18 protein-coding genes and 1 pseudogene are annotated in these 19,321 nt (G+C 72.7%); 5 read left to right on the forward strand and 14 right to left on the reverse strand.

Annotation, left to right across the window (positions count from 1 at the left end):
- Positions 1 to 333 precede the first annotated feature (333 nt).
- Complete coding sequence (locus AB0D67_RS09765; RefSeq protein ID WP_362931878.1) at positions 334 to 1,098, reverse strand: DinB family protein; 765 nt, start codon at positions 1,096 to 1,098, stop codon at positions 334 to 336.
- Positions 1,088 to 1,804 (reverse strand): DUF4158 domain-containing protein, encoded by a 717-nt coding sequence (locus AB0D67_RS09770; RefSeq protein WP_362931880.1) that lies wholly within the window; start codon positions 1,802 to 1,804, stop codon positions 1,088 to 1,090. Before AB0D67_RS09770 ends, AB0D67_RS09765 begins: the two co-directional genes overlap by 11 nt.
- Before the next feature lie 89 nt (positions 1,805 to 1,893).
- On the opposite strand from AB0D67_RS09770, the pseudogene AB0D67_RS09775 reads away from it, so the two are divergent.
- From AB0D67_RS09775 to AB0D67_RS09790, 4 genes and pseudogenes are all read left to right on the forward strand, one after another.
- Positions 1,894 to 2,307 (forward strand): annotated as a pseudogene (locus tag AB0D67_RS09775) (AfsR/SARP family transcriptional regulator); the annotation flags it as partial.
- Positions 2,308 to 2,668: 361 nt separating this feature from the next.
- Positions 2,669 to 3,313, forward strand: coding sequence for a helix-turn-helix domain-containing protein (locus tag AB0D67_RS09780; protein ID WP_362931882.1), 645 nt, complete (start codon positions 2,669 to 2,671; stop codon positions 3,311 to 3,313).
- On the forward strand, positions 3,310 to 4,905 hold the full coding sequence (locus AB0D67_RS09785; RefSeq protein ID WP_362931884.1) for a polyketide antibiotic transporter: 1,596 nt from the start codon (positions 3,310 to 3,312) through the stop codon (positions 4,903 to 4,905). The genes AB0D67_RS09780 and AB0D67_RS09785 overlap by 4 nt, the downstream gene beginning before the upstream one ends.
- 289 nt (positions 4,906 to 5,194) lie before the next feature.
- Positions 5,195 to 6,271, forward strand: a complete 1,077-nt coding sequence (locus AB0D67_RS09790; RefSeq protein ID WP_362931886.1) for an epoxide hydrolase family protein — start codon at positions 5,195 to 5,197, stop codon at positions 6,269 to 6,271.
- 27 nt (positions 6,272 to 6,298) lie between these two features.
- Here the strand turns inward: AB0D67_RS09790 and AB0D67_RS09795 are convergent, their stop codons facing one another.
- The 10 genes from AB0D67_RS09795 to AB0D67_RS09840 form a co-directional block, all read right to left on the reverse strand.
- Entirely contained in the window at positions 6,299 to 8,035 is a 1,737-nt protein-coding gene (locus AB0D67_RS09795; protein WP_362931888.1) for a hypothetical protein, read from the reverse strand.
- Positions 8,020 to 8,790, reverse strand: coding sequence for an ABC transporter ATP-binding protein (locus tag AB0D67_RS09800; protein WP_362931890.1), 771 nt, complete (start codon positions 8,788 to 8,790; stop codon positions 8,020 to 8,022). Before AB0D67_RS09800 ends, AB0D67_RS09795 begins: the two co-directional genes overlap by 16 nt.
- Before the next feature lie 138 nt (positions 8,791 to 8,928).
- Complete coding sequence (locus AB0D67_RS09805) at positions 8,929 to 9,558, reverse strand: class I SAM-dependent methyltransferase (RefSeq protein ID WP_362931892.1); 630 nt, start codon at positions 9,556 to 9,558, stop codon at positions 8,929 to 8,931.
- 194 nt (positions 9,559 to 9,752) lie between these two features.
- A complete protein-coding gene (locus tag AB0D67_RS09810; RefSeq protein WP_362931894.1) occupies positions 9,753 to 10,535 on the reverse strand; it encodes a sulfite exporter TauE/SafE family protein in 783 nt (260 codons plus the stop codon).
- 79 nt (positions 10,536 to 10,614) lie between these two features.
- Positions 10,615 to 11,208 carry a rhodanese-like domain-containing protein gene (locus tag AB0D67_RS09815; RefSeq protein ID WP_362931896.1) on the reverse strand — a complete coding sequence of 198 codons (594 nt, stop codon included), beginning with the start codon at positions 11,206 to 11,208 and terminating at the stop codon, positions 10,615 to 10,617.
- Between the two features lie 79 nt (positions 11,209 to 11,287).
- Entirely contained in the window at positions 11,288 to 12,685 is a 1,398-nt protein-coding gene (locus AB0D67_RS09820) for an MBL fold metallo-hydrolase (protein WP_362931898.1), read from the reverse strand.
- Positions 12,686 to 13,115: 430 nt separating this feature from the next.
- Entirely contained in the window at positions 13,116 to 13,385 is a 270-nt protein-coding gene (locus AB0D67_RS09825; RefSeq protein ID WP_362931900.1) for a metal-sensitive transcriptional regulator, read from the reverse strand.
- A gap of 85 nt (positions 13,386 to 13,470) precedes the next feature.
- On the reverse strand, positions 13,471 to 14,718 hold the full coding sequence (locus tag AB0D67_RS09830; protein ID WP_362931902.1) for a hypothetical protein: 1,248 nt from the start codon (positions 14,716 to 14,718) through the stop codon (positions 13,471 to 13,473).
- Between the two features lie 250 nt (positions 14,719 to 14,968).
- Positions 14,969 to 15,361 (reverse strand): SDR family NAD(P)-dependent oxidoreductase, encoded by a 393-nt coding sequence (locus tag AB0D67_RS09835; RefSeq protein ID WP_362931904.1) that lies wholly within the window; start codon positions 15,359 to 15,361, stop codon positions 14,969 to 14,971.
- A gap of 123 nt (positions 15,362 to 15,484) precedes the next feature.
- A complete protein-coding gene (locus AB0D67_RS09840) occupies positions 15,485 to 16,501 on the reverse strand; it encodes a zinc-dependent alcohol dehydrogenase family protein (protein ID WP_362931906.1) in 1,017 nt (338 codons plus the stop codon).
- 252 nt (positions 16,502 to 16,753) lie between these two features.
- Here AB0D67_RS09840 and AB0D67_RS09845 point away from each other — a divergent pair, with 252 nt between their 5' ends.
- The gene (locus AB0D67_RS09845; protein WP_362931908.1) at positions 16,754 to 17,659 is read left to right on the forward strand and encodes a helix-turn-helix domain-containing protein; all 906 of its coding nucleotides are present in this window, start codon (positions 16,754 to 16,756) and stop codon (positions 17,657 to 17,659) included.
- A gap of 36 nt (positions 17,660 to 17,695) precedes the next feature.
- Here the strand turns inward: AB0D67_RS09845 and wrbA are convergent, their stop codons facing one another.
- Complete coding sequence (gene wrbA, locus AB0D67_RS09850) at positions 17,696 to 18,310, reverse strand: NAD(P)H:quinone oxidoreductase (RefSeq protein WP_362931910.1); 615 nt, start codon at positions 18,308 to 18,310, stop codon at positions 17,696 to 17,698.
- 206 nt (positions 18,311 to 18,516) lie between these two features.
- The gene (locus AB0D67_RS09855; protein ID WP_362931912.1) at positions 18,517 to 19,200 is read right to left on the reverse strand and encodes a TioE family transcriptional regulator; all 684 of its coding nucleotides are present in this window, start codon (positions 19,198 to 19,200) and stop codon (positions 18,517 to 18,519) included.
- Positions 19,201 to 19,321: the final 121 nt, after the last annotated feature.

The following is a 19,321-nucleotide window of genomic DNA, read 5'->3' on the forward strand; positions in this document are numbered from 1 at the left end:
TTTCAGGAGACGATTCCGATGACGACATCACCCAGTGCCGCACGCTCCGACCGTCTGGCCGGATTTGCGGGGTGCAGTTCATTCCGGGCGTGATCGGCTTCACGAACTGGCAGATGCCTTCGCAGGTCCACCGCGGCGTGACATCGAGGAAGACCTCGCGTCGTTCGTTGGGGAAGCCCGCATTGCTGGTCTTTCCGTAGCCGGTCATGACTACCTCGCCGGTCGGCACCGCGCCCTGGCTGGGCAGTGCGGGTGCAATGAGGGGCTCCGACAGCAAGATGGGCTGGTCAAGCGCAGGATCGCGAGATCGCCGTCCATTGCCGGGACGCGCCTTCACTCGGTTCGGGCACCGGCCTCGAGCACGGTGAGGTCGCGGGCCGCGTACCGGTGATGCTCGGCCTCTTCCTTGAGCACGACGCTGAGGCAGCGGCGTACGACGTAGTCCTTGTCCGGGTAGGGGTCGGCCGGCTTGCGACCACATACCCGGTCGAGCTCGGCCTCGGTGAGCTCGTCGACGGCTCGGCGCACCGTGGCCATGCGGGCCAGCCGCGGCGCGAGTACCTCGTCGAGCGTCGGGGTGGCATCGAGGGTGAGCCCGAGCTTCGCCGATACTTCGGCCGGCATCCAGCCGCCAGGAAGGCCCAACGGGTGGTACGGCGCGTCCTCCTCGAGCACGGCGTTGCCGATCCAGGCATCGGCGGCCATCAGCAGATGCCGCTGCGTCTCGATGAACGACCACTCGCCGTCGACCTGCTCGTGCAGCTTCGCCTCGGGTAAGCGCCTGGCGCGGTCGAGCGTCTCCTCCCATTGCTTCTCGATGGCATCCCAAGCGGCCCGGTATTCGGCGGCGGACGTGGCCTCACGGGCCAGCACCCGGTTGGGATGCAGCCGGTCGAGCTCGGCCTCGACGTAGGCGGTCACGTCGACGTCGTTGACAACGACACGCTCGAAGCCGCCACCGAGGGAGACGTTGCCCCCATAGCAGTCCACGATCTTCAGGCCGGTGACGTCGCAATCGCGAATCTTGAGGCCGGAGAGGTCGCACAGGTGGATGCGGGCACCACGAAACTGGTCACTTTGGGTGTACTCAGCAGACATCGGGACAGTTTCCCGTATCCGTCCCGCCCGCGCCAGTGAATGGCACAACATGAGGGTTGCGTGGTGCGTCCGGGCGCGCCGCCCGGGGTGTCCTCGCGCAACAGTGCCGCCGCGTCGACCACGCCTCGGCATGTGCGCAGGTTGTGCTCCACCTCGCCGATCTCGACCCGGTACCCACTAAGAGGGTGTAGAAGCCGCGGTTCACCTCCGTCCGGATCGTCTTGGTCAGGTCATCCAAGGTCGTGTAACCGGGCAGCTCACACCGCGCTCGGACCAGTTCTTCCAACGCCACGTTGATCAGATCGGCTGGGTTGTCCTTGGCCTGGGCCGCCTTGCGGATCGCTTCGGTGGCCACCGCCCGGACTCCTGCTGGGTCGTAGTCGACACCCAGGTGTGTACGGACGAAGCTACAGTGGCGCTTGGCCGACCGCTCTGCGGCCTCGGCCAGTACCACGTCGTCAGGCAGCCCGACGACGGACCGCACGCGCTGGGTCACTACGGCAGGAACATCCGCCAGCTTGGGGAAGTAGCCCAGCCGCTGGTAGGCCTTCAACCACACCAGCAACGCCAGGAAATGCTGATCATCCTGCGTCTTACTGCGGGCCCACTCCATCTCGTCAGTGGACGGGGTGAACACCTCGGCCAGTTCCCGCGCCGACACGGCACGTGCGAACCTCGGGTACGCCGTCCGATCGATAGACGCCACCCGAAACTCCGGAAACCGTCACAACCGGCGCGAATACCTAGATCCTACTGACCGTGATCAAGCACGCGGCCCGTTTCTGCCGTATTCCGGTGGCACCCGAGCTGCGGCTGCACGCCGTCGAGCGCCGGGCCGAGGCCCGGCTGGCCCTGGGCCTGGCGGCGGAGGCGGTGCCGGACCTGGACGCGCACGTGACCGGGCATCCCTGGCGCGAGGACGCCTGGCGGCTGCTGGCGCTCGCGCTGTACCGCGCCGGCCGCCAGGGGGACGCCCTGGCGGTGCTGCGCCGGGCGCGGACGCTCCTGGTCGAGCAGCTCGGGGTGGATCCGGGGCCGCGGCTGCGCCGTCTGGAGACGGACATCCTCGGCCAGGCCCGCCATCTCGACCCTCTGGACCCCGACCCCGACCCCGACCCCGACCCCGGCCCCGATCTCGACCACGGCTCCGCGGCGGCCGGTGCGGCCCGGGTGTGGGCGCGGGCGGCCGCGGCCTACGACCGCGCCGTGCGCACCCGGTGAGCGGGCCGTACGGCCTGCGCCGCCCTTCGCCGCGCAGCGCTGTGACGGCGGCGCCGCCGTCCGAGGACCGCCGGACGGTGGAGGCGCGAGCGTGACCGATGCGCACGTGCCAGGCCGGTTCGGCACCCGCCGGGGCCGGGCCGTCGCCGGCTTCGGAGCACACCCGTCCCGGCCATGCGGCGCGCTCGCGGGAGCCGTGTGATCGCCTTTGCCGGCGACATGACCGTCCCTTTTCTCTTGTGCTCGGCCTCTCCCCTGTTCACTCCCGCGCTTCAGACGTACTATGCACTTGCATAGCATTCTCTTCAGAAGGGCAATTTACTATGCAAGCGGATAGGAGCTACGGGCAGTGACGACATCGGGACACGAGGCTGAGGACCTGACCGCTCGCGCGCGGATCAGAGACGCGGCCTTGCGGCATTTCGGGGAGCATGGCTTCGACAGGGCGACGACCCGGGCGATCGCCGAGACCGCCGGCGTCTCCCCGGGACTGCTGCGTCATCACTTCGGGTCCAAGCAGGCCCTGCGCGAGGCGTGTGACGCCCACCTGATCAAGCTGATCAGCAGGATCAACGAGCAGGCCGACGCCGACATGACCGCCGGTGTGAACGGCGTGAACCACGTCGCGGCCTCCATGGCGGCCCTCGGGCCCTACCAGCGATACCTGGCGCGCGCCCTGACCGAGGGATGGGCCGAGCCGGTGTTCGACGCGATGGTCCAGATGAGCGAGCAGTGGCTCGCAAGGCTGGACGAGCGCCGCTCTGATCCCCCCTTCACCGGCCGCAAGGCCAGGGCGACGGTGGGCACGGCGATGGCCCTGGCCGTCGCGATCCTCCACAAGCACGTGTCCCGAGGGCTGGGCGCCGACGTCTCCAGTCAAGAAGGCGCCCACCTGCTCGCCCTGACCCTGCTCGACCTCTACTCCCACCCCTGGCTCAGTCCCGAAGAGGCCGCCGCCCACCGCGACGCCCTGGACAGGACCCGGACGGAATGAGCCCTTTCACCGGCACCGGTCACCTGGTCCGCCTGGCACTGCGCCGCGAACGGGCCATCGCCCCCTGGTGGATCCTGCTGATCGTGGGCATGAGCCTGGTGATGGTGGCCTACATCAACCGCTACATGGCCACCAGGGAGCTGAAGCTCACCTATCTCGGCATCATCACCAGGACGCCCTTCCTCCATGCGATCGGCGGCGGCCGGGTGGAACCCCGGCTCGAGGTGCTCGCGACCTGGCGCAGCGGCGGCTTCCTGTACGTGGCCAGCGCGTTCGCCGCCCTGATGTCGGTCATCCGGCACACCCGCAGGGAGGAGGACGCGGGCAGGGCCGAGCTGGTCCGCGCCGCCGTCGTGAGCCGTCGTGCCCCACTGATCGCCGCCGTGCTGGTGGCGACGGGCGTCAGTCTGCTCGCCGGGGCGCTGACCGCGGCCGCGCTGATCACGGTCGGGCTCCCGCCGATCGGATCGGTCGCGTACGGCGCCGCCATCGCGCTCGCGGGCTGGCTGTTCGGGGGCGTCGCCGCGGTCGCCGCCCAGCTCGCCGCCGGGGCCCGCACGGCCACCACGATCGCTCTGTCCGTGCTCGGGCTCGCCTACGTGATGCGCTTCTCCGGGGACGCCATGGGACAGCCCTGGCTGAAGTACCTGTCCCCCATCGGCTGGAGTCATCTCGTGCAGCCGTACCAGGACGAGCGGTGGTGGCTGGCCGGTGTCGTGTTCGTGGCCGGCGCGGCGCCGCACGCGCTCGCGTGCCGGCTGCTCGACCGCCGCGACCTCGGCGCGGGCGTGCTGACCGAGCGGCCGGGCCCGGCCACGGCCCCGAAGCTGCGCGGCCCGGTCAGCCTGGCCTGGCGGCTGCACCGCGGCCTGCTCCTGAAATGGGCGGTGGGGGTCGGGGTCTTCGCGGGGGCCGCAGGCGGGCTGTCCCCGTTGACGAACGACCTGCTCACGCGGCCGAGCATCATGCTCGACACCATCACCACCATGACCGGCATGCGATCGCCGTCACTCGCCGCGTACGTCTGGTACCTGATCATGATCATGGCGTACGCCGTCGCGCTCTACCCGGTGCTCATGGTCATCCGGCTGCGGGCGGAGGAGGTCTCGGGCCGCGGGGAGGCGGTGCTGGCCACCTCACTGACCCGTCTGCGCTGGGCGGGCGGGCACCTGCTCGTGGCCGGGCTCGGCACAGCCGCGCTGATGGCCGTCGCCGGCCTGGTCTTCGGCACGGTGTTCTCGCTGCTCGTCGGCGACCTCGCCATCGATCTGCCCCGTTTCGTCGCGGGAGCGCTGACCACCGTGCCCGCGGCGTGGAGCGTGGGGGCGGTCTGTGTGCTCGCGTACGGGCTGACACCGCGGGCCGTCGTGGCGATCTCCTGGTCGGCCTGGGTCCTGACCTCCGCACTGGGCCAGATCATCACCCCCTTCTACGGATTCTTCGGCGGTCTCCCCGTGGAGCCGTTCCACTATGTCGCGAACGCGATGACCGGGACGCCGTACGACGCCCGCCCGACCCTCGCGCTCACCGCGGTCACCGCCCTCCTTCTCATCGGCGGCCTGCTGTCCCTGCGCCGTCGCGACTTCGGCTGACCTCCCACGCCGAACCCGGCCGAACCCGGCCGGAACGGGCCGGTCGTGTATCCCGGCGCATCGGGCCGGTGGCGCACCCGTCCCCGAGCCCGACCGCATCGATGGAGCCCGGCCAGGTAGGCGCCCGGCCTGCCACCACGCCGAACCGGCCGCCACATACCGTTGGCGTAGCCAATGAATGCATGTACAGTTGGTGACACCAACGTTGGCCATGCCAATCAATTGGGCGCCATGGTCATGGAAACCCTCCGGCCATCAGGCGTCGAACCAGTCCCCCGGAGTGAAGACCATGATCAAGCCGTTCCGCATCGCCGTCCCCCAGGCGGACCTCGACGACCTGAACGACCGGCTCTCCCGCACCCGCTGGCCTGACGAGGTCGCCGACGCCGGATGGGACTACGGGTTCCCGCTGGCGCGGCTCAGGGAACTGGCCGAACACTGGCGCACCGGCTACGACTGGCGCGAGCACGAGGCCGCGCTCAACGAGCTTCCGCACTTCACGACCGAGATCGAGGGCCAGAACATCCACTTCGTCCACGTCCGGTCCCCGAAGCCGGACGCGCTCGCGCTGATCCTCACCCACGGCTGGCCCGGGTCGTTCCTGGAGTTCCTCGACGTGATCGAGCCGCTGTCGCGCGACTTCCACCTGGTGATCCCGTCCATCCCCGGCTTCGGCTTCTCCGGGCCGACCCACGAGCGCGGCTGGGACACCGTCCGGGTCGCCCAAGCCTGGGCCGAGCTGATGCGCCGCCTCGGATACGAGCGCTACGGCGCGCAGGGCGGCGACTTCGGCGCGGGCATCTCCATCGCACTCGGCGCCGTCGCGCCCGAGCACGTCGTCGGGGTGCACGTCAACTACCTGCCGACCCGGCCGGACCCCGGCGTCGAGGTGTCCGAGGCGGACGAGGCCCGGCTGGACAAGGTCCGGCAGCTTATGACGAACCGCCCGCCGTACCAGGCCCTGCAGGCGCTCACCCCGCAGACCATCGGCTACGCGCTGACCGACTCGCCGGTCGGCCAGCTGGTCTGGATCGCCGAGCGGTTCGCGCAGTGGACCGACCCCGCCACGCCGGTCGGCGACGACCGGATGCTCACCGACGTCTCGCTGTACTGGCTGACCGCGACTGCGGCCTCCTCGGGCCGGCTCCACCGCGACGCCCCGCGAGGCAGCGGGCAGCCGTGCCCGGTGCCGCTCGGCGTGGCGGTGTTCCCGCACGACATCACCCAGTCGGTGCGGCCGCTGGCCGAGCGGCTGTACGACGTCAGGCACTGGTCGGAGTTCGACCGCGGCGGCCACTTCGCCGCGATGGAGGTGCCGGAGCTGCTCGCCGGGGACGTCCGGGCCTTCTTCCTCGCCCGTGCCTGACCCGGCCCCTCCTCCGGTCCGCGCGCCCTATGACGCCGCCGGAGCCGATCGCCGCCTGATGATCCACACACCCGTGCCGTAGATCGCCAGGCCGAGCAGGACGAAGGCGGCGGCGACCGGATAGCGCAGGCCGGGCGGCATGTACGTGGCCAGGAACCAGCTGTGGCGCAGCATGTCGTCGGACACGAAGACGGCGGCCAGAACGCCCTGCGGGATCAGCGGGATGGCGCCGAAGCCGAAGCACCAGCCGGCGACGGTCTTCTGGGTCCTGGACAGCTGGTCGAAGCGGGAGGTCATCGACGTCCGCGGCCTGCGGCCGGTCCGCATGACGTCCAGCAGTTCGGGGCCGTGCGCGCGCAGCCGCCGCTCGGCCAGCAGGCCGAGACCCCAGTAGCACAGCGCGCCGGATCCGGCGCCGACGGCCACACCGGCCCAGCCGTACCGGATCGCCGTCAGGACCGCGGGCGCGCCGGTGAGGACCACGAGGACGAGCATCAGGTAGGCCAGGCCGGTCAGGCCGCCGTCGTCCTCACTGGTACGCAGCGGGTTGCCCGCGCGGCGGTGCGGGTCGGTGCCGGGCACCAGGGCGTACACCGAGATCAACGGCACCAGTCCGGCCGCGCCGCCGAGCAGGGCGGGCACCAGGGCCAGGACCGGCGGCCACGGGCCGCCGGCGATCGCGGTGAACGCCACGGCGAGCACGATCGTCACCGGCGCGTGAGCCGACAGCCAGGCCAGCTGCCGGCCGCGCACGTCACTCGCGCCGGGTGTCATGAGCGTCAGCCACAGGGCCGTGCCGTCCGTGCCGTAGAGGTTGGCGGTCATGGCGGCCGCCATCACGACGAAGACGGGGCCCGCGTAGGGAAGCATGGCGTCCCAGCCGAGAAGCAGCGGGCTCGCGGTGAAGCAGAGCGCGTACGACAGGGCGAAGGCGAACTGGTGGTTGCGCACCAGGTCGCGTGACCAGGTGCGCAGTTCCTTGGCGACGACCGCGCCGACGGCGGTACCCGCCGTGATCGGGCGCCGGCCGCCCGCGGAGACCCGGGCCGCGCCCACGCGCCGGGTGATCAGGGCCGCCCACGCGCCCAGGAGCAGCAGCGCCAGTACGGCCAGCGCGCCGAGCGCCCACCACTGGCCCCGTACGGCGAGCAGCCCCCATCCGGAGGGCAGGTACCACACCGCGGCGGGCACGCCCGTCTGGCCGAAGGCCCAGAAGAAGACCCAGATCTGCCCGAGCGCCGCCAGGATGGCGCCGTTGATCAGGCCGGAGGCGAGCGCACCCGGCCGGGACCGCAGCGCCAGCCCGACCACCGCCACGCTCACCTTCGACAGCAGCACGAACACGGCCAGCTGCAGCACCATCGCGACCACGGCCACCAGGGCGTTCACCGCACCGAGGCGGACGCCCGCGACCAGCAGCCCGAGCAGCGCGCCGAGACTGACCAGCGGTGCGACGCCGACGAAGGCCGCGACCAGCAGCCCCGTCGCCAGGCGGCGGGGCGGCAGGCCGAGCAGGGAGAAGTACTCCGGACGCAACGTCTCGTCGCCGCCGCCCATGAAGACGGGCCCGAGCATCCAGCCCAGCAGCCAGACCGCGTACCCGGCGGCCAGCAGGTCGGGGCCGACGAAGGCGAGGTAGACCGTTCCGGCCGCGAGCAGCACGCCGAGCACGGCTCCCGTGCCCGCCATCTGCGCGCGTGTGCCGTGGAAGGCGTGACGCAGTACGGCGAGCTTCATCCGGGTCATGGTCAGCGCGACAGCCACGACAGCTCCCTGACGTCGTCGTCCTGGTCACCGACGAGCCCGACGAAGGCGTCCTCCAGGGAAAGCCCGCCACGCACCTCGTCCACCGTGCCGACCGCGGCCACCCGGCCCTTGTCCATCACCGCGACGCGGTCGCACAGCTGCTCCACCAGCGCCATCACGTGGCTGGACAGCACGATCGAGCCGCCGCCGGCGACGAAGCCGCGCAGGATCTTCTTGATCGAGGCGGCCGAGACCGGGTCCACGGCCTCGAACGGCTCGTCCAGCACCAGCAGGCGCGGCGCGTGCAGCAGCGCGATGGCCAGCCCGATCTTCTTGCGCATGCCGGTCGAGTATTCGATGACCAGCGTCCCGTCCTTGCCGTCCAGTTCCAGTACGGCCAGCAGTTCCTCGGCCCGACTGGTCACCACGTCTTCGGCCAGGCCGCGCAGCAGGCCCAGGTAGGTGAGCACTTCCCGCCCGGTCAGCCGCTCGGGCATGGCCAGCCCGTCGGGCAGCACCCCCACCGTGGCCTTGGCCCGCTCAGGGGCCGCCCACACGTCCTGGCCGAAGATCTCGGCGCGGCCCGCGTCCGGCCGCAGCAGGCCCACGGCCATCGACAGCGTGGTGGTCTTACCGGCTCCGTTGGGACCGACCAGGCCGAAGAACGACCCGCCCGGCACCTCCAGGTCGACGTGGTCGACCGCGAGTCCGTGGCTGAATCTTTTGACCAGGCCGTTGAGGCGCAGTGCGGGAACGTCGGTTGATGCGCTCACGGACTTCCTTGTCGAACGTTGGCGAACGGGCCTTCCCCGGAACATGACACGGGTCATTGTTCGGCAAACAGCACCTTATGGGCGGACTGCCGCCTACATAAAGTGTTTCCGATAATCCCGGCGCGGCAGAGCGGGCACCTACGCGGGCGCGTCGACGTCGCCGGCGGGATCCGGGCGGCGCAGCTCGACCACCGCGTCGATGGCGTCCCGGGTCCCGCCGGGACCGGTCACCGGCCGGGCGAGCCGCTCGGCGCGTACGGTCTCCATCCCCAGGCCCTCGACGTCGGCCAGTACGTCACCGGGGGTGAACAGCACCGCGGGGTCCTGCGGCCCGCCGACGCCGCGCGTCAGGTTCGTCGTGTCGTGCCCGGCCACCAGGAGCGTGCCTCCCGGGGCCAGGGCGTGCGCGGCCGTCCGGTGCACGCGGCGGCGTTCGGCGGCGGGCAGGTGGAAATAGGCCAGGACGACCAGGTCGACCGGCTCGGGCGGGCTCCAGGCGGTGGCGTCGGCGTGCACCCAGGTCACCGGCACCCCGCGGCGCTCGGCCATCGCCTCGGCCTTGCCGAGGGCGACGGCGGAGAAGTCCACGCCGGTGACCCGCCAGCCGCGCTCGGCCAGCCACACGGCGTTGCGGCCCTCCCCGCAGGCCAGGTCGACGGCGGTGCCGGGCGGGTGGCCGTCCAGCGCCTGGGCGACCCACCGGTTGGGCTCGGCACTCCAGATGAGCTCGGCGGCGGCATAGCGTTCGTCCCAGGCGGAGGCGTCCATCACGGGGCCTCGCCGATCGTGACCGTGGCGCCGGGCGGCGTGCGGAAGGTGATGATTCGGGGGCGGCTCAACGGAGTTCTCCTGTTCTTCGGACGGCTCTCACGGTTCATACCGCGAGTGATGCCCCGGGAGCCGGGATCGTCACCCGGCTCCCGGGGCGTGGCCGGGGCATGTCCGCGGTTCGGCGGCCCGGTTCAGTGGCTCAGCGCGGCCGGGTTGAACACCGCCTGGGCGGCGACGAATGCCGCCACGGCGAAGACCAGGTAGGCGAACCAGCGGCGCAGCCGTACCGGATCCAGGCGGCGGCCCAGCCGGGCCGCGGTCAGCGACCCGGCCACCGCCGCCGCGGTGAAGGACGCGATGACGCCGTAGTCCAGCGCCGACTCCCCGGCGTGGGCGGCGAACCCGGCGGCCGAGTTGACCACCACGATCAGCAGCGAGGTGCCGACCGCAGCCGTCATCGGCAGTCCCAGCCCCAGCACCAGGGCCGGGATGACGAGGAACCCCCCACCGACTCCGAACAGGCCGGTCAGCACGCCCACCGCGGTGCCGGCGCCGATGGCCTTGGGCAGGCAGCCGCGCCAGTTGACGCCGCCGCCGGGCAGCTCGCACGCCCCGCCCGTGGAAGCCTCCCCGGCCAGCATCCGCCATCCGGCCACCATCATGAGCGCGGCGAAGCCGATCAGGACCGCCTGCGGTGGCAGGAGCCGGTTGAGTGCGGCGCCGCCGAACGCGGCCACCGCTCCGGCGCCGCCGAAGACGGCGGCGATGCGCCAGCGAACCTGGTGCGCGCGGACTCGGGGCAGGACGGCGGTGACCGAGGAGATCCCCACCACCAGCAGGGAGGCCGGCACGGCGGAGCTCAGGGGCAGGCCCACGCCGTAGACCAGGGCGGGCACCGCCAGGATGGATCCGCCGCCGCCCAGCAGCCCGAGCAGGACACCGATCGCGGCGCCGAGGCCCAGAGCGGTCGGCATGGCTTTTCTCCGTTCGGTCGTCTCGATCGTCTTCAGCGAGCCGGGGCGCGTTCCCGTGCCGGGACGGCCGCGCGCCGGCTCACCCGTGACCGCCGGCCAGGGCGCCCAGCACGGTGGCGATGTCGGCGCGCGGGCCGCGGTTGTAGGGCAGCTTGGCCAGCATCATGCCCATCGCGCAGGTGCCGGACAGGGCGGCGAAGGTCAGCCCGCCGCCGATGGCCGCGGCGAGCCACTTGGCGGGCGGGAACACCGTGCTGACCAGGACCGAGCCCAGCACGATCGAGCCGGCCACCAGGCGGACCTGACGTTCCAGGTCCCAGCGCGGCCTGCCCGACGCGATCGGCGCTCCGGCGGCCTGCCATGCGGTGATGCCGCCGGTGAGCACGCGCAGGCCCGGCAGGCCCGCGGTCGCCAGGGCCTGTTCCGCCTGCGTGGCGCGCTGCCCGGACCGGCAGATCAGCACCACCTGCTCGTCCAGGTGGGCGCGCAGCTCGGCGCGGTGTTCGCGCAGCAGGTCCAGCGGCACGTTGTAGGAGCCGGGGATGTGGGCGGTCTCGAACTCGCCGGGGGTGCGCACGTCGATCAGCCGGGGCGCGCGGCCGGACTCCAGCAGGTCCCGCAGGGACGCGGCGTCCAGGGCGGCGGGGGTCGCCGGGTTCGTGTCGGTGGTCATGTGGTGCTCCTTGTCGGGACGTGACGGCGGCCGGCCGCTTCCCGGGCAGACCGCTTCAGCATGGGTGGTTTCCGGGCGGTCAGCTCTCGGGGGCGGTGACGGTCAGGCCCGCGCCGGCGGCTTCCGCGTAGGCGTCGTCGATGTGCACCACCCGGTGCCCGGCCCGCCGCAGCAGGCCGGTGGCCGCGGCGGCGCGGTAGCCGGAGCCGCAGTGCACCCACACCGTTCCGTCCGGCACGTCGGCCAGCCGGTCCGGCAGGTCGGGCAGCGGGATGTGCACGGCGCCGTCGATGTGCCCGGCGCGCCACTCGTTCGTCATCCGCACGTCCAGCACCGCGTCCGGGGCGGGCAGCCCGTGCGGGGCCCGCCCGGCGCGGGCGGCGGCCAGGTCTGCGAACGTGGCGACGGCCAGCGATCCGAGGCGGGTCTCGTCGCCGGCGGCCCACTCCTCCGGGCCTCCGGTCGCGGCGGCGGCCGGGCGGTCGACGCCGATGCGGGCCAGCTCGCGCTGGGCTTCGGCGACCTGCTCGGGCGACTCGCCCAGCAACGTGATCGGCGCGCCCCACGGGGCCATCCAGCCCAGCCAGGTGGACATCGGCCCGTCCAGGCCGAAGCTCAGGGTGCCGGTCAGGTGCCGCCGGGCGAAGGCCTTGCGCGAACGCAGGTCCACCACCCACTCTCCGGCCGCGATCCGCTCCCGCAGCTGCCCGGCGTCGGCGATCCCGGCCGGGGTCAGGTCGATCAGGTCGGCGCCGGCGCCGTTGCGCGCGCCCATGTGGGCGTAGTAGGCCGGGTAGGCGTCCAGTCCGGCCAGGGTCTCGGCGACGAAGTCGTCGGCTTCCAGTCTCAGCGCCGGGTTGGCCCGCCGTTCGCGGCCGATGGTGGAGTCGGGGGCGTCGGACTGGGCGGCCGAGCAGAAGCTGCCGAACCCGTGGGTGGGCCAGACCTGCGCGCCGTCGGGCAGCAGGTCGGCCAGGCGGCGCACCGAGGCGTGCTGGTGGTGGGCCAGGGTGTGGGCGTGCTGCTCGCCGAGCAGGTCGGTGCGGCCGGTGGTGCCGAACAGCAGCGACCCGCCGGTGAACACGCCTTCGGGCCCTTCGGGGCCGGACAGGACGTACGACAGGTGGTGGAAGGTGTGCCCCGGGGTGGCCACCGCCGAGACGCGCATGGCCTCCGACAGGACGATCTCGTCGCCGCCGGCCACCGGCAGCCGGTCGAAGCCGACGGTGTCGGCCCCGGCGACCAGGTAGGTCGCGCCGGTCACCCGGGCCAGGGCCAGGCCGCCGGAGACGTAGTCGTTGTGCAGGTGGGTCTCGGCCACGTGCGTGACGCGCACGCCGAGCCGGCCGGCCAGAGCCAGGATCCGGTCGATGTCGCGCTGCGGATCGACCACCAGCGCGACGTGGCCGTCGTGGGCCAGGTAGCTGCGGTCGCCCAGGGAGGAGGTCTCCACCACCTCGACGTGGATCGTGGTCACCGTGTTACCGCCTTCGTGTCGTCGGGGCCTTCGCGCCGGCGGGGCCTTCGCGTGGCCGGAGCCGGAATCAGGACCGGGTCGTCGCGGTACGGCTTACAGCCGGCCGCTTCGGGGACCGTCATCACGCGACTCCTCGTCAAAAATACCAGGGGGGTATCCATCGGTTAGAAGGATATACCCATGGGGGTACCCATCGGTCAGGGGTATCCCCAGTTCGGAGGGGGTACCCGTTCGGCAGGCCGGCGAACGGGCATCCGGGCCCGACGCATCCACCCGACCCGAGAGGTGCCGGCCCGCGAGGCTCCGGCCCGCGGGATCCCGGTCCGCGAGGCTTCGGCTTACGAGGTCCCTGGCCGCCTCAGGACTCCGGGCCGTCTCAGGACTCCAGGCCGTCTCAGGACTCCGGGCCGCTTCAGGACCCCGGGCCGCTTCAGGACAGGGCCAGGAACAGCTTCTCCAGCCGCTCGGGGGTGATCGGCGGCTCCTCGCCGTTCTCCCGTGCCAGCTGGCACTGCTGCAGGCCGGTTGAGATGATTTTGAATCCGGCGCGGTCCAGCGCCTTGGACACCGCCGCCAGTTGCGTCAGCACCCGCTCGCAGTCCTCGGCGTTCTCGATCATCGCGATCACCCCGCCCAGCTGGCCGTGGGCCCGCTTGAGCCGGTTGAGGGCGTCGGACAGAACCGTCGCATCCATCTCCATGTTTCACCTTCCCGCCCGGCGCGCACCCGGACGCGGAAGAGACGGAGGTCTCCCCCACTCCGGGCGGGGCGTCCCGAGGACGCCCTCACTCCCCCGCAACCATACCCCCACCCGTATTCTTCCCCGTGGAATCGTCGGACTCCGTCTCCCGTCCGCGCGTCTCCCACCCGGCGAGCAGGCGGCGTACGGCCTCCTGGGCGGCCGTCTCGACCTGGCGCAGCGCCTCCTCCCCGGTCTGGGAGCGCGCCTCGGCCACCGCGGCGGCGGTACGCGCCTCATCGCGCTCGGCGCGCGCCGCGTCCCGTTCCGCACGGACGGCCCACAACTCCTCACCGGCGGCGTCGCGCTCGGCCAGGGCCCGGTCACGCTCGCCGCCCGCCTGACGCGCCGCGGCCCGCTCCCCGGCCAGTTCCTCCCGCAGCCGGGTGAGCTCCGCGGTGAGCTCCTCGCGGATCCGCCCGGCCTCCGCCCGGATCTCCCCGATCTCCGTACGGGCCTGCTCCGCGTCGGCCATGGCCCGGTCACGCTCGGACTCGGCGCGGCCGGCGCGACCCTCGGCGGCATCCAGCCGTTCCCCCGTCCGGGCGAGCTCGGCGGCGCGTCCGGCCAGCTCGCCCTCCAGCGCGGTGATCCTCGCCGCCTGCTCGGCCTGCAGCGCGGCGGCCCGCTCGCGCTCACCGGCCGCCGCCGCGGTCAGCGCCGCCAGCTCGGCGGCCCGGTCACGCGCGGACGCCTCGGCGGTGGCGGCCCGCCGTACGGCCTCGGCGGCGGTCTGCTCGGCGCGGGCGCGCTCACTCTGGTGCTCCCCGACCGCCCGCCAGGCCGTCCGCTCGCTCTCCTCGGCGCGCTCCCGTACGACGGCGGCCTCGCTCACGGCGGTACGCGCGGCCTCGACCTCGGCCTTCGCCCTGTCCTCGGCCGCCGCGGCGCGGCGTTCGGCGGCGGTGACGTGTTCGGCGGCGCGCTGCTCGGCGAGCGCGGCGGCGGCCCGGGACTCCTCCGCGGCCTCCTCGGCGGCGTCGAGCTGGGCCAGGGCGCCGGTGGTGGCGGCGTTCAGCTGGGCGGTGAGCGCCGACAGCGCCGCGGACCACTGCTCCCCCGCGCTCAGCAGCGGCGCGGCCAGCGCCTCGGCACGCCGCAACGCCTCGGCCACGACCGGCGTGTGGGCGGCGGCGCGGGCGCGGTGGGCGGCGGCCCGGCAGGAGTCACCGCAGTACACGGCCGGTCGCCCGGCGCGCCGTCCGGAGATCTCCAGCCGGTTTCCGCAGCCGGAACGGGCGCACAGCGGCCCCTGACGGCCGGGCGGGCCCTCGCCGCCGGCCGGCCGCGTCACGAGGCCCGCGCCCTCACCCTCGGGTTCCGTACGGGGTGCCGGTGGAGGGGATCCTGTTTCCGCCATGAGCGTGGGTTACCGCCTGTCGCAGGAGAGGGCCGGGGCCGGGCCGATGAGAGCGGCACCACGTTACCGGCGACGGTGTGGGAGCCGAAGCGCACCGGCGGCGAGGCGCGGCGGTCCTCCCCTCCCGGCCGCCGAGGGGTGAGGGCTCAGCCGCGCCGGCTCACCGGGCCAGGGCGTCGAGCCGTCATCGGGCGGTGTAGCCGCCGTCGACGGGCAGGGCGACGCCGGTGACGTAGCCGGCGCCGGGGCTGCAGGCGCTCTCGTCGGCGGCGTCGGTGGGCGGGACCATGATGTCGGCGTTGTTGTAGGCCATGTCGAGCCGTCCGAAGGTCTCCACGGTGCGGTCGACGGCGGCGGCGACCTGGTCTTCGTCTGTGACGTCGCAGACCAGAGCCAGGGCCTGGTGGCCGGTGTCGGTCAGTTCTTTCGCGGCCCGCTCGACGGCGCCCGCGTTGACGTCGGCGAGGCCGACGGCGGCACCGGAGGCGGCGAAGGCGCGGGCGGCGGCCAGCCCCATCCCGGAGGAGGCGCCGGTGACGAAGGCGACCTGGCCGGTGAAGTCATAGACGGGATTCATGAGGAATCGCTCCTGTCGGAGGTGCGCGGTACGGCCTGAGTCGGGACGTGGCCTGGATGGTGCGGAACCAGGCGGTAGCGGGGGCGGCGGCGCGGGCGTGCGGACGTGGTCAGGACTTCGGGGTCATGGCTTCAGGAGGGTCTTGATGGCGCGGCGTTCGTCCATGGCCTTGTAGCCCTCGGCGACCTGGTCCAGGGGCAGCGTGAGGTCGAAGACCTTGCCCGGGTCGATGGCGCCGGTCAGGACGCGCTCGATCAGGTCGGGCAGGTAACGGCGTACGGGAGCGGGACCGCCGCGCAGGCCGACGTGGGAGAAGAACAGCTCCTGCCCGTCGACCGTCACGTCGTGGGGGACGCCGACGAACCCGACGTTGCCGCCCGGCCGCGCCGAGTGCAGGGCTTGGCGCATCGCCTCGGGAGTGCCGACGCACTCCAGCACGCTGTCGGCGCCGATTCCGCCGGTCAGCTCCTTGATCCGTGCCACGCCCTGATCGCCGCGTTCGGTGACGATGTCGGTCGCGCCGAACGCGCGGGCCAGCCTCTGGCGGGGCTCGTGCCGGGACATGGCGATGATCCGCTCGGCGCCCATCTGCCTGGCCGCGATCACCGCGCACAGGCCGACCGCGCCGTCACCGACCACCACGGCGGTGGAGCCGGGGCGGACCTCGGCGGCGTCGGCGGCCCACCAGCCGGTGCCCATCACGTCGGAGACGGCCAGCAGACCCGGCCAGAACTCCTCACCGGGCACACCGTCGGTGGCCACCAGCGTGCCCTGGGCGTTGGGGATGCGGACGTGGTCGGCCTGGCAGGTACTCATGAACTCACGGTTCACACAGTTGGACTGGAAGCCGTTGCGGCAGTTGGCGCAGGTGCCGTCCGAGGTCGCGAACGACCCGACGACGAACTGCCCCGGCTTCACCGCCGTCACCTCCGAGCCGACCTCCTCCACGAAACCGACGTACTCGTGGCCCATCGGATGCGGCGCGTCGGTCGGCTCCGCACCGCGGTAGGGCCACAGGTCCGAGCCGCACACGCACGTCACCGCGGTGCGGATGATCGCGTCAGTGGGGTAGAGGATCTCCGGGTCGTCCAGGGTCTCGAAACGGATGTCGCCAGGGGCGTGGATCACTGCTCCGCGCATGAGGAGAGTCCTTTGCTCGATAGGGGCGCACCGGTAGGCCTCCGGCCGTGCCGCGTGCGCGTGGGAGCCCGGAACCTCAGACGGCGGACCGCCGGGGCCGGGCACGGGCCTCTCCGATCACCGGCCCGACACCCGGCGGGAGGAAGCCCACACTTCCTAGATAACCCCTGGTCGGCGCACGTAACCAGTCACCGGTGAAGGGTGTGCCGGCAGTACATCCCTACGGCCGCCGCCGGCACGTAATGTCGAGGTGTGGACAACCGTGAGGAAGCCCGCGAGTTCCTGACCTCGCGGCGCGCAAAGATCACCCCCGAGCAGGCCGGGCTGCCCGCCGGTTCCCGGCGCCGGGTTCCGGGACTGCGCCGCAGCGAGGTCGCCGCCCTGGCCGACATGAGCGTGGAGTACTACGCCAAGCTCGAACGCGGCAACCTCGCCGGCGTCTCCCCGGCCGTCCTGGCAGCCCTCGCCCGCGCCCTGAGGCTCGACGACGCCGAACGCGCCCACCTGCTGAACCTGACCCGGGCCGCCGACGGCACCGACGCCTTCACCCGCCACCGGCCCGCCAAAGGCCGGTGGAAGCCGCACCGCAGCCTGCAATGGACCCTGGACGCCATCACCGCCGGGCCCGCGTTCGTCCGCAACGGCCGCATGGACGTCCTCGCCGCCAACCAGCTCGCCCGCGCCTTCTACAGCGACGTCTACGCCGTCCCCGGCAACCAGGCCAACCTGGCCCGCTTCAACTTCCTCGACCCCGCCTCCCACCGCTTCTATCCGGACTGGGACCAGGCCGCCGACATCGCCGTCGCCATCCTGCGCACCGAAGCCGGCCGCAACCCTCACGACAAGGACCTGCACGACCTGGTCGGCGAACTGTCCACCCGCAGCGACGAATTCCGCATCCGCTGGGGCGCCCACAACGTCCGCCACCACGGCACCGGCACCAAACGCTTCCACCACCGGGCCGTCGGCGACCTCACCCTCGCCTACGAGAGCCTGGAGATGGCCGCCGAACCCGGCCTCACCCTCACCGTCTACACCGCCGAACCCGGCTCCCCCTCCGAAGAAGGACTGCGCCTGCTCGCCTCCTGGGCCGCCACCCCGGAGATTCCTGAACGCCGTGGCGGCGTCCATCCCATCGGATCCGATGCCGATCGATGACAGGGCACTCAGCTTCCTCGTGGGCCGTCACGGGCGTCATCCCGCGCTCCAGCCGCCCCTCTTGAGCGCGGCCGCGACATCGGCGACGCGGCGGGCCTGGTGACGGGCCGCCTCCAGGGACACGTCGCCGGGCACGCCGTCGCCGGTCACGTGGGAGGCCCCGTAGGGGTTGCCCGACCGGAACCGGATCGGGTCGGTGTAGCCGGGAGGCACGATGACACCGCCCCAGTGGTAGAAGGTGTTGCCCAGCGCCAGGATGGTGGACTCCTGCCCGCCGTGGGCGGTGTTGGAGGCGGTGAAGGCCGAGTACACCTTGCCCGCGAGCCTTCCCTGGTACCACAGGGGCCCGGTGGTGTCGATGAACGCCCGGAGCTGGCCGGCGGGGTTGCCGAAGCGGGTGGGGGTGCCGAACAGCACCGCGTCGGCCCAGTCCAGGTCGTCGAGGCCCGCCTCGACGACGTCGGCGGTGTCCCGCAGGTGGCGGGCCCAGTCAGGCCTGGCGGCGATCGCCTCCTGCGGGGCCGTCTCGGCGACCCTGCGCAGCCGCACACGCGCGCCGGCCTTCTCCGCGCCTTCCGCGGCGGCCCGTGCCAGGGCGTGCACCGTGCCCGTGGCGCTGTAGTAGATGACCGCGACATTCACCGGCTCCACGCTCGGCTTCCTTTCTCAGCGTCCGTCTCTGCGGTACGACGACGCACCCCCGCCGAATGTGAGGCGGCGCACCGGCCCCACGCCCCGGACGCTCCGTTCCGCAGGGCCGGATGAACGGGAGGGAGGACCCACCGGGCGAGACCGGTGACACCGTGCCCGCGCGGGCCCGCCGACGTCCGGCGCCCGCTTCGGATCCGGGATCGGGCTCAGAGTTCCCGGGCGCGGAGATACGCGTCGAGCTCGCCGGCGCCCCTGAGCATGGCGCGGCCCCGGGCGGACAGGCGGGCCCGCCAGTCGTGCAGGGCCGACTCCAGCGGGACGACGCCTCCGGCGGAGCGGACCTGGGCGATCAGCGGGGCGATCTGCTCCAGCAGGTAGCCGCCCCGTCTGAGCTGGTGGGCCAGCCGGACGTCCCGCACGTCGGCCGCGTTGTAGACCCGGTAGCCCGTCTGCGGGTCGCGGCGCGGCCGGACCAGCCCGGCGTTCTCCCATTTGCGCAGGGTGGCGGGACGGATGCCGAGATTCCTGGCCAGCGGGCCGATGAACGTGTCGCCGCGCTCCTGTGGCACGGGAGCCAGATCGCGGAGCGCGGCCTCGACGGCCTGGAGGGTGCGGCGGTCGTCGAGGAGGCGGCCGTGGCTCTCATCGATGAGCAGCAGCGCGTCCTCGACGGCTCCCCTGCCGACCGCCTGCATGATCGAGGTGGCCGTCTGGTGACCGTGTCCGGGCACGAGGGCGAGGAACGCGCGCAGGGCTTTCGCGTGCAGCGGCGTGTAGACGCGGTAGCCGTGGACCGTGCGTCCGGCGGCGGGCAGGATGCCGGCGTCCTCGTAGTTCCTGATCGCCTGGGTGGACAGGCCGTGCTCGCGTGCCAGGTCCACCGGCCTCATGGATGTGTCACCGGTTGAAGGTCCATCGCGACGAGAGCGGAGTTTTCCGGGGAGAGCCTACACAGGATGTCCAATGACACCGTTGAAGGCACCTTCGGCCGCGCCCTCGGAAGGCCGCTCT

This window comes from Streptosporangium sp. NPDC048047 (assembly GCF_040653115.1).
GTDB lineage: Bacteria > Actinomycetota > Actinomycetes > Streptosporangiales > Streptosporangiaceae > Streptosporangium.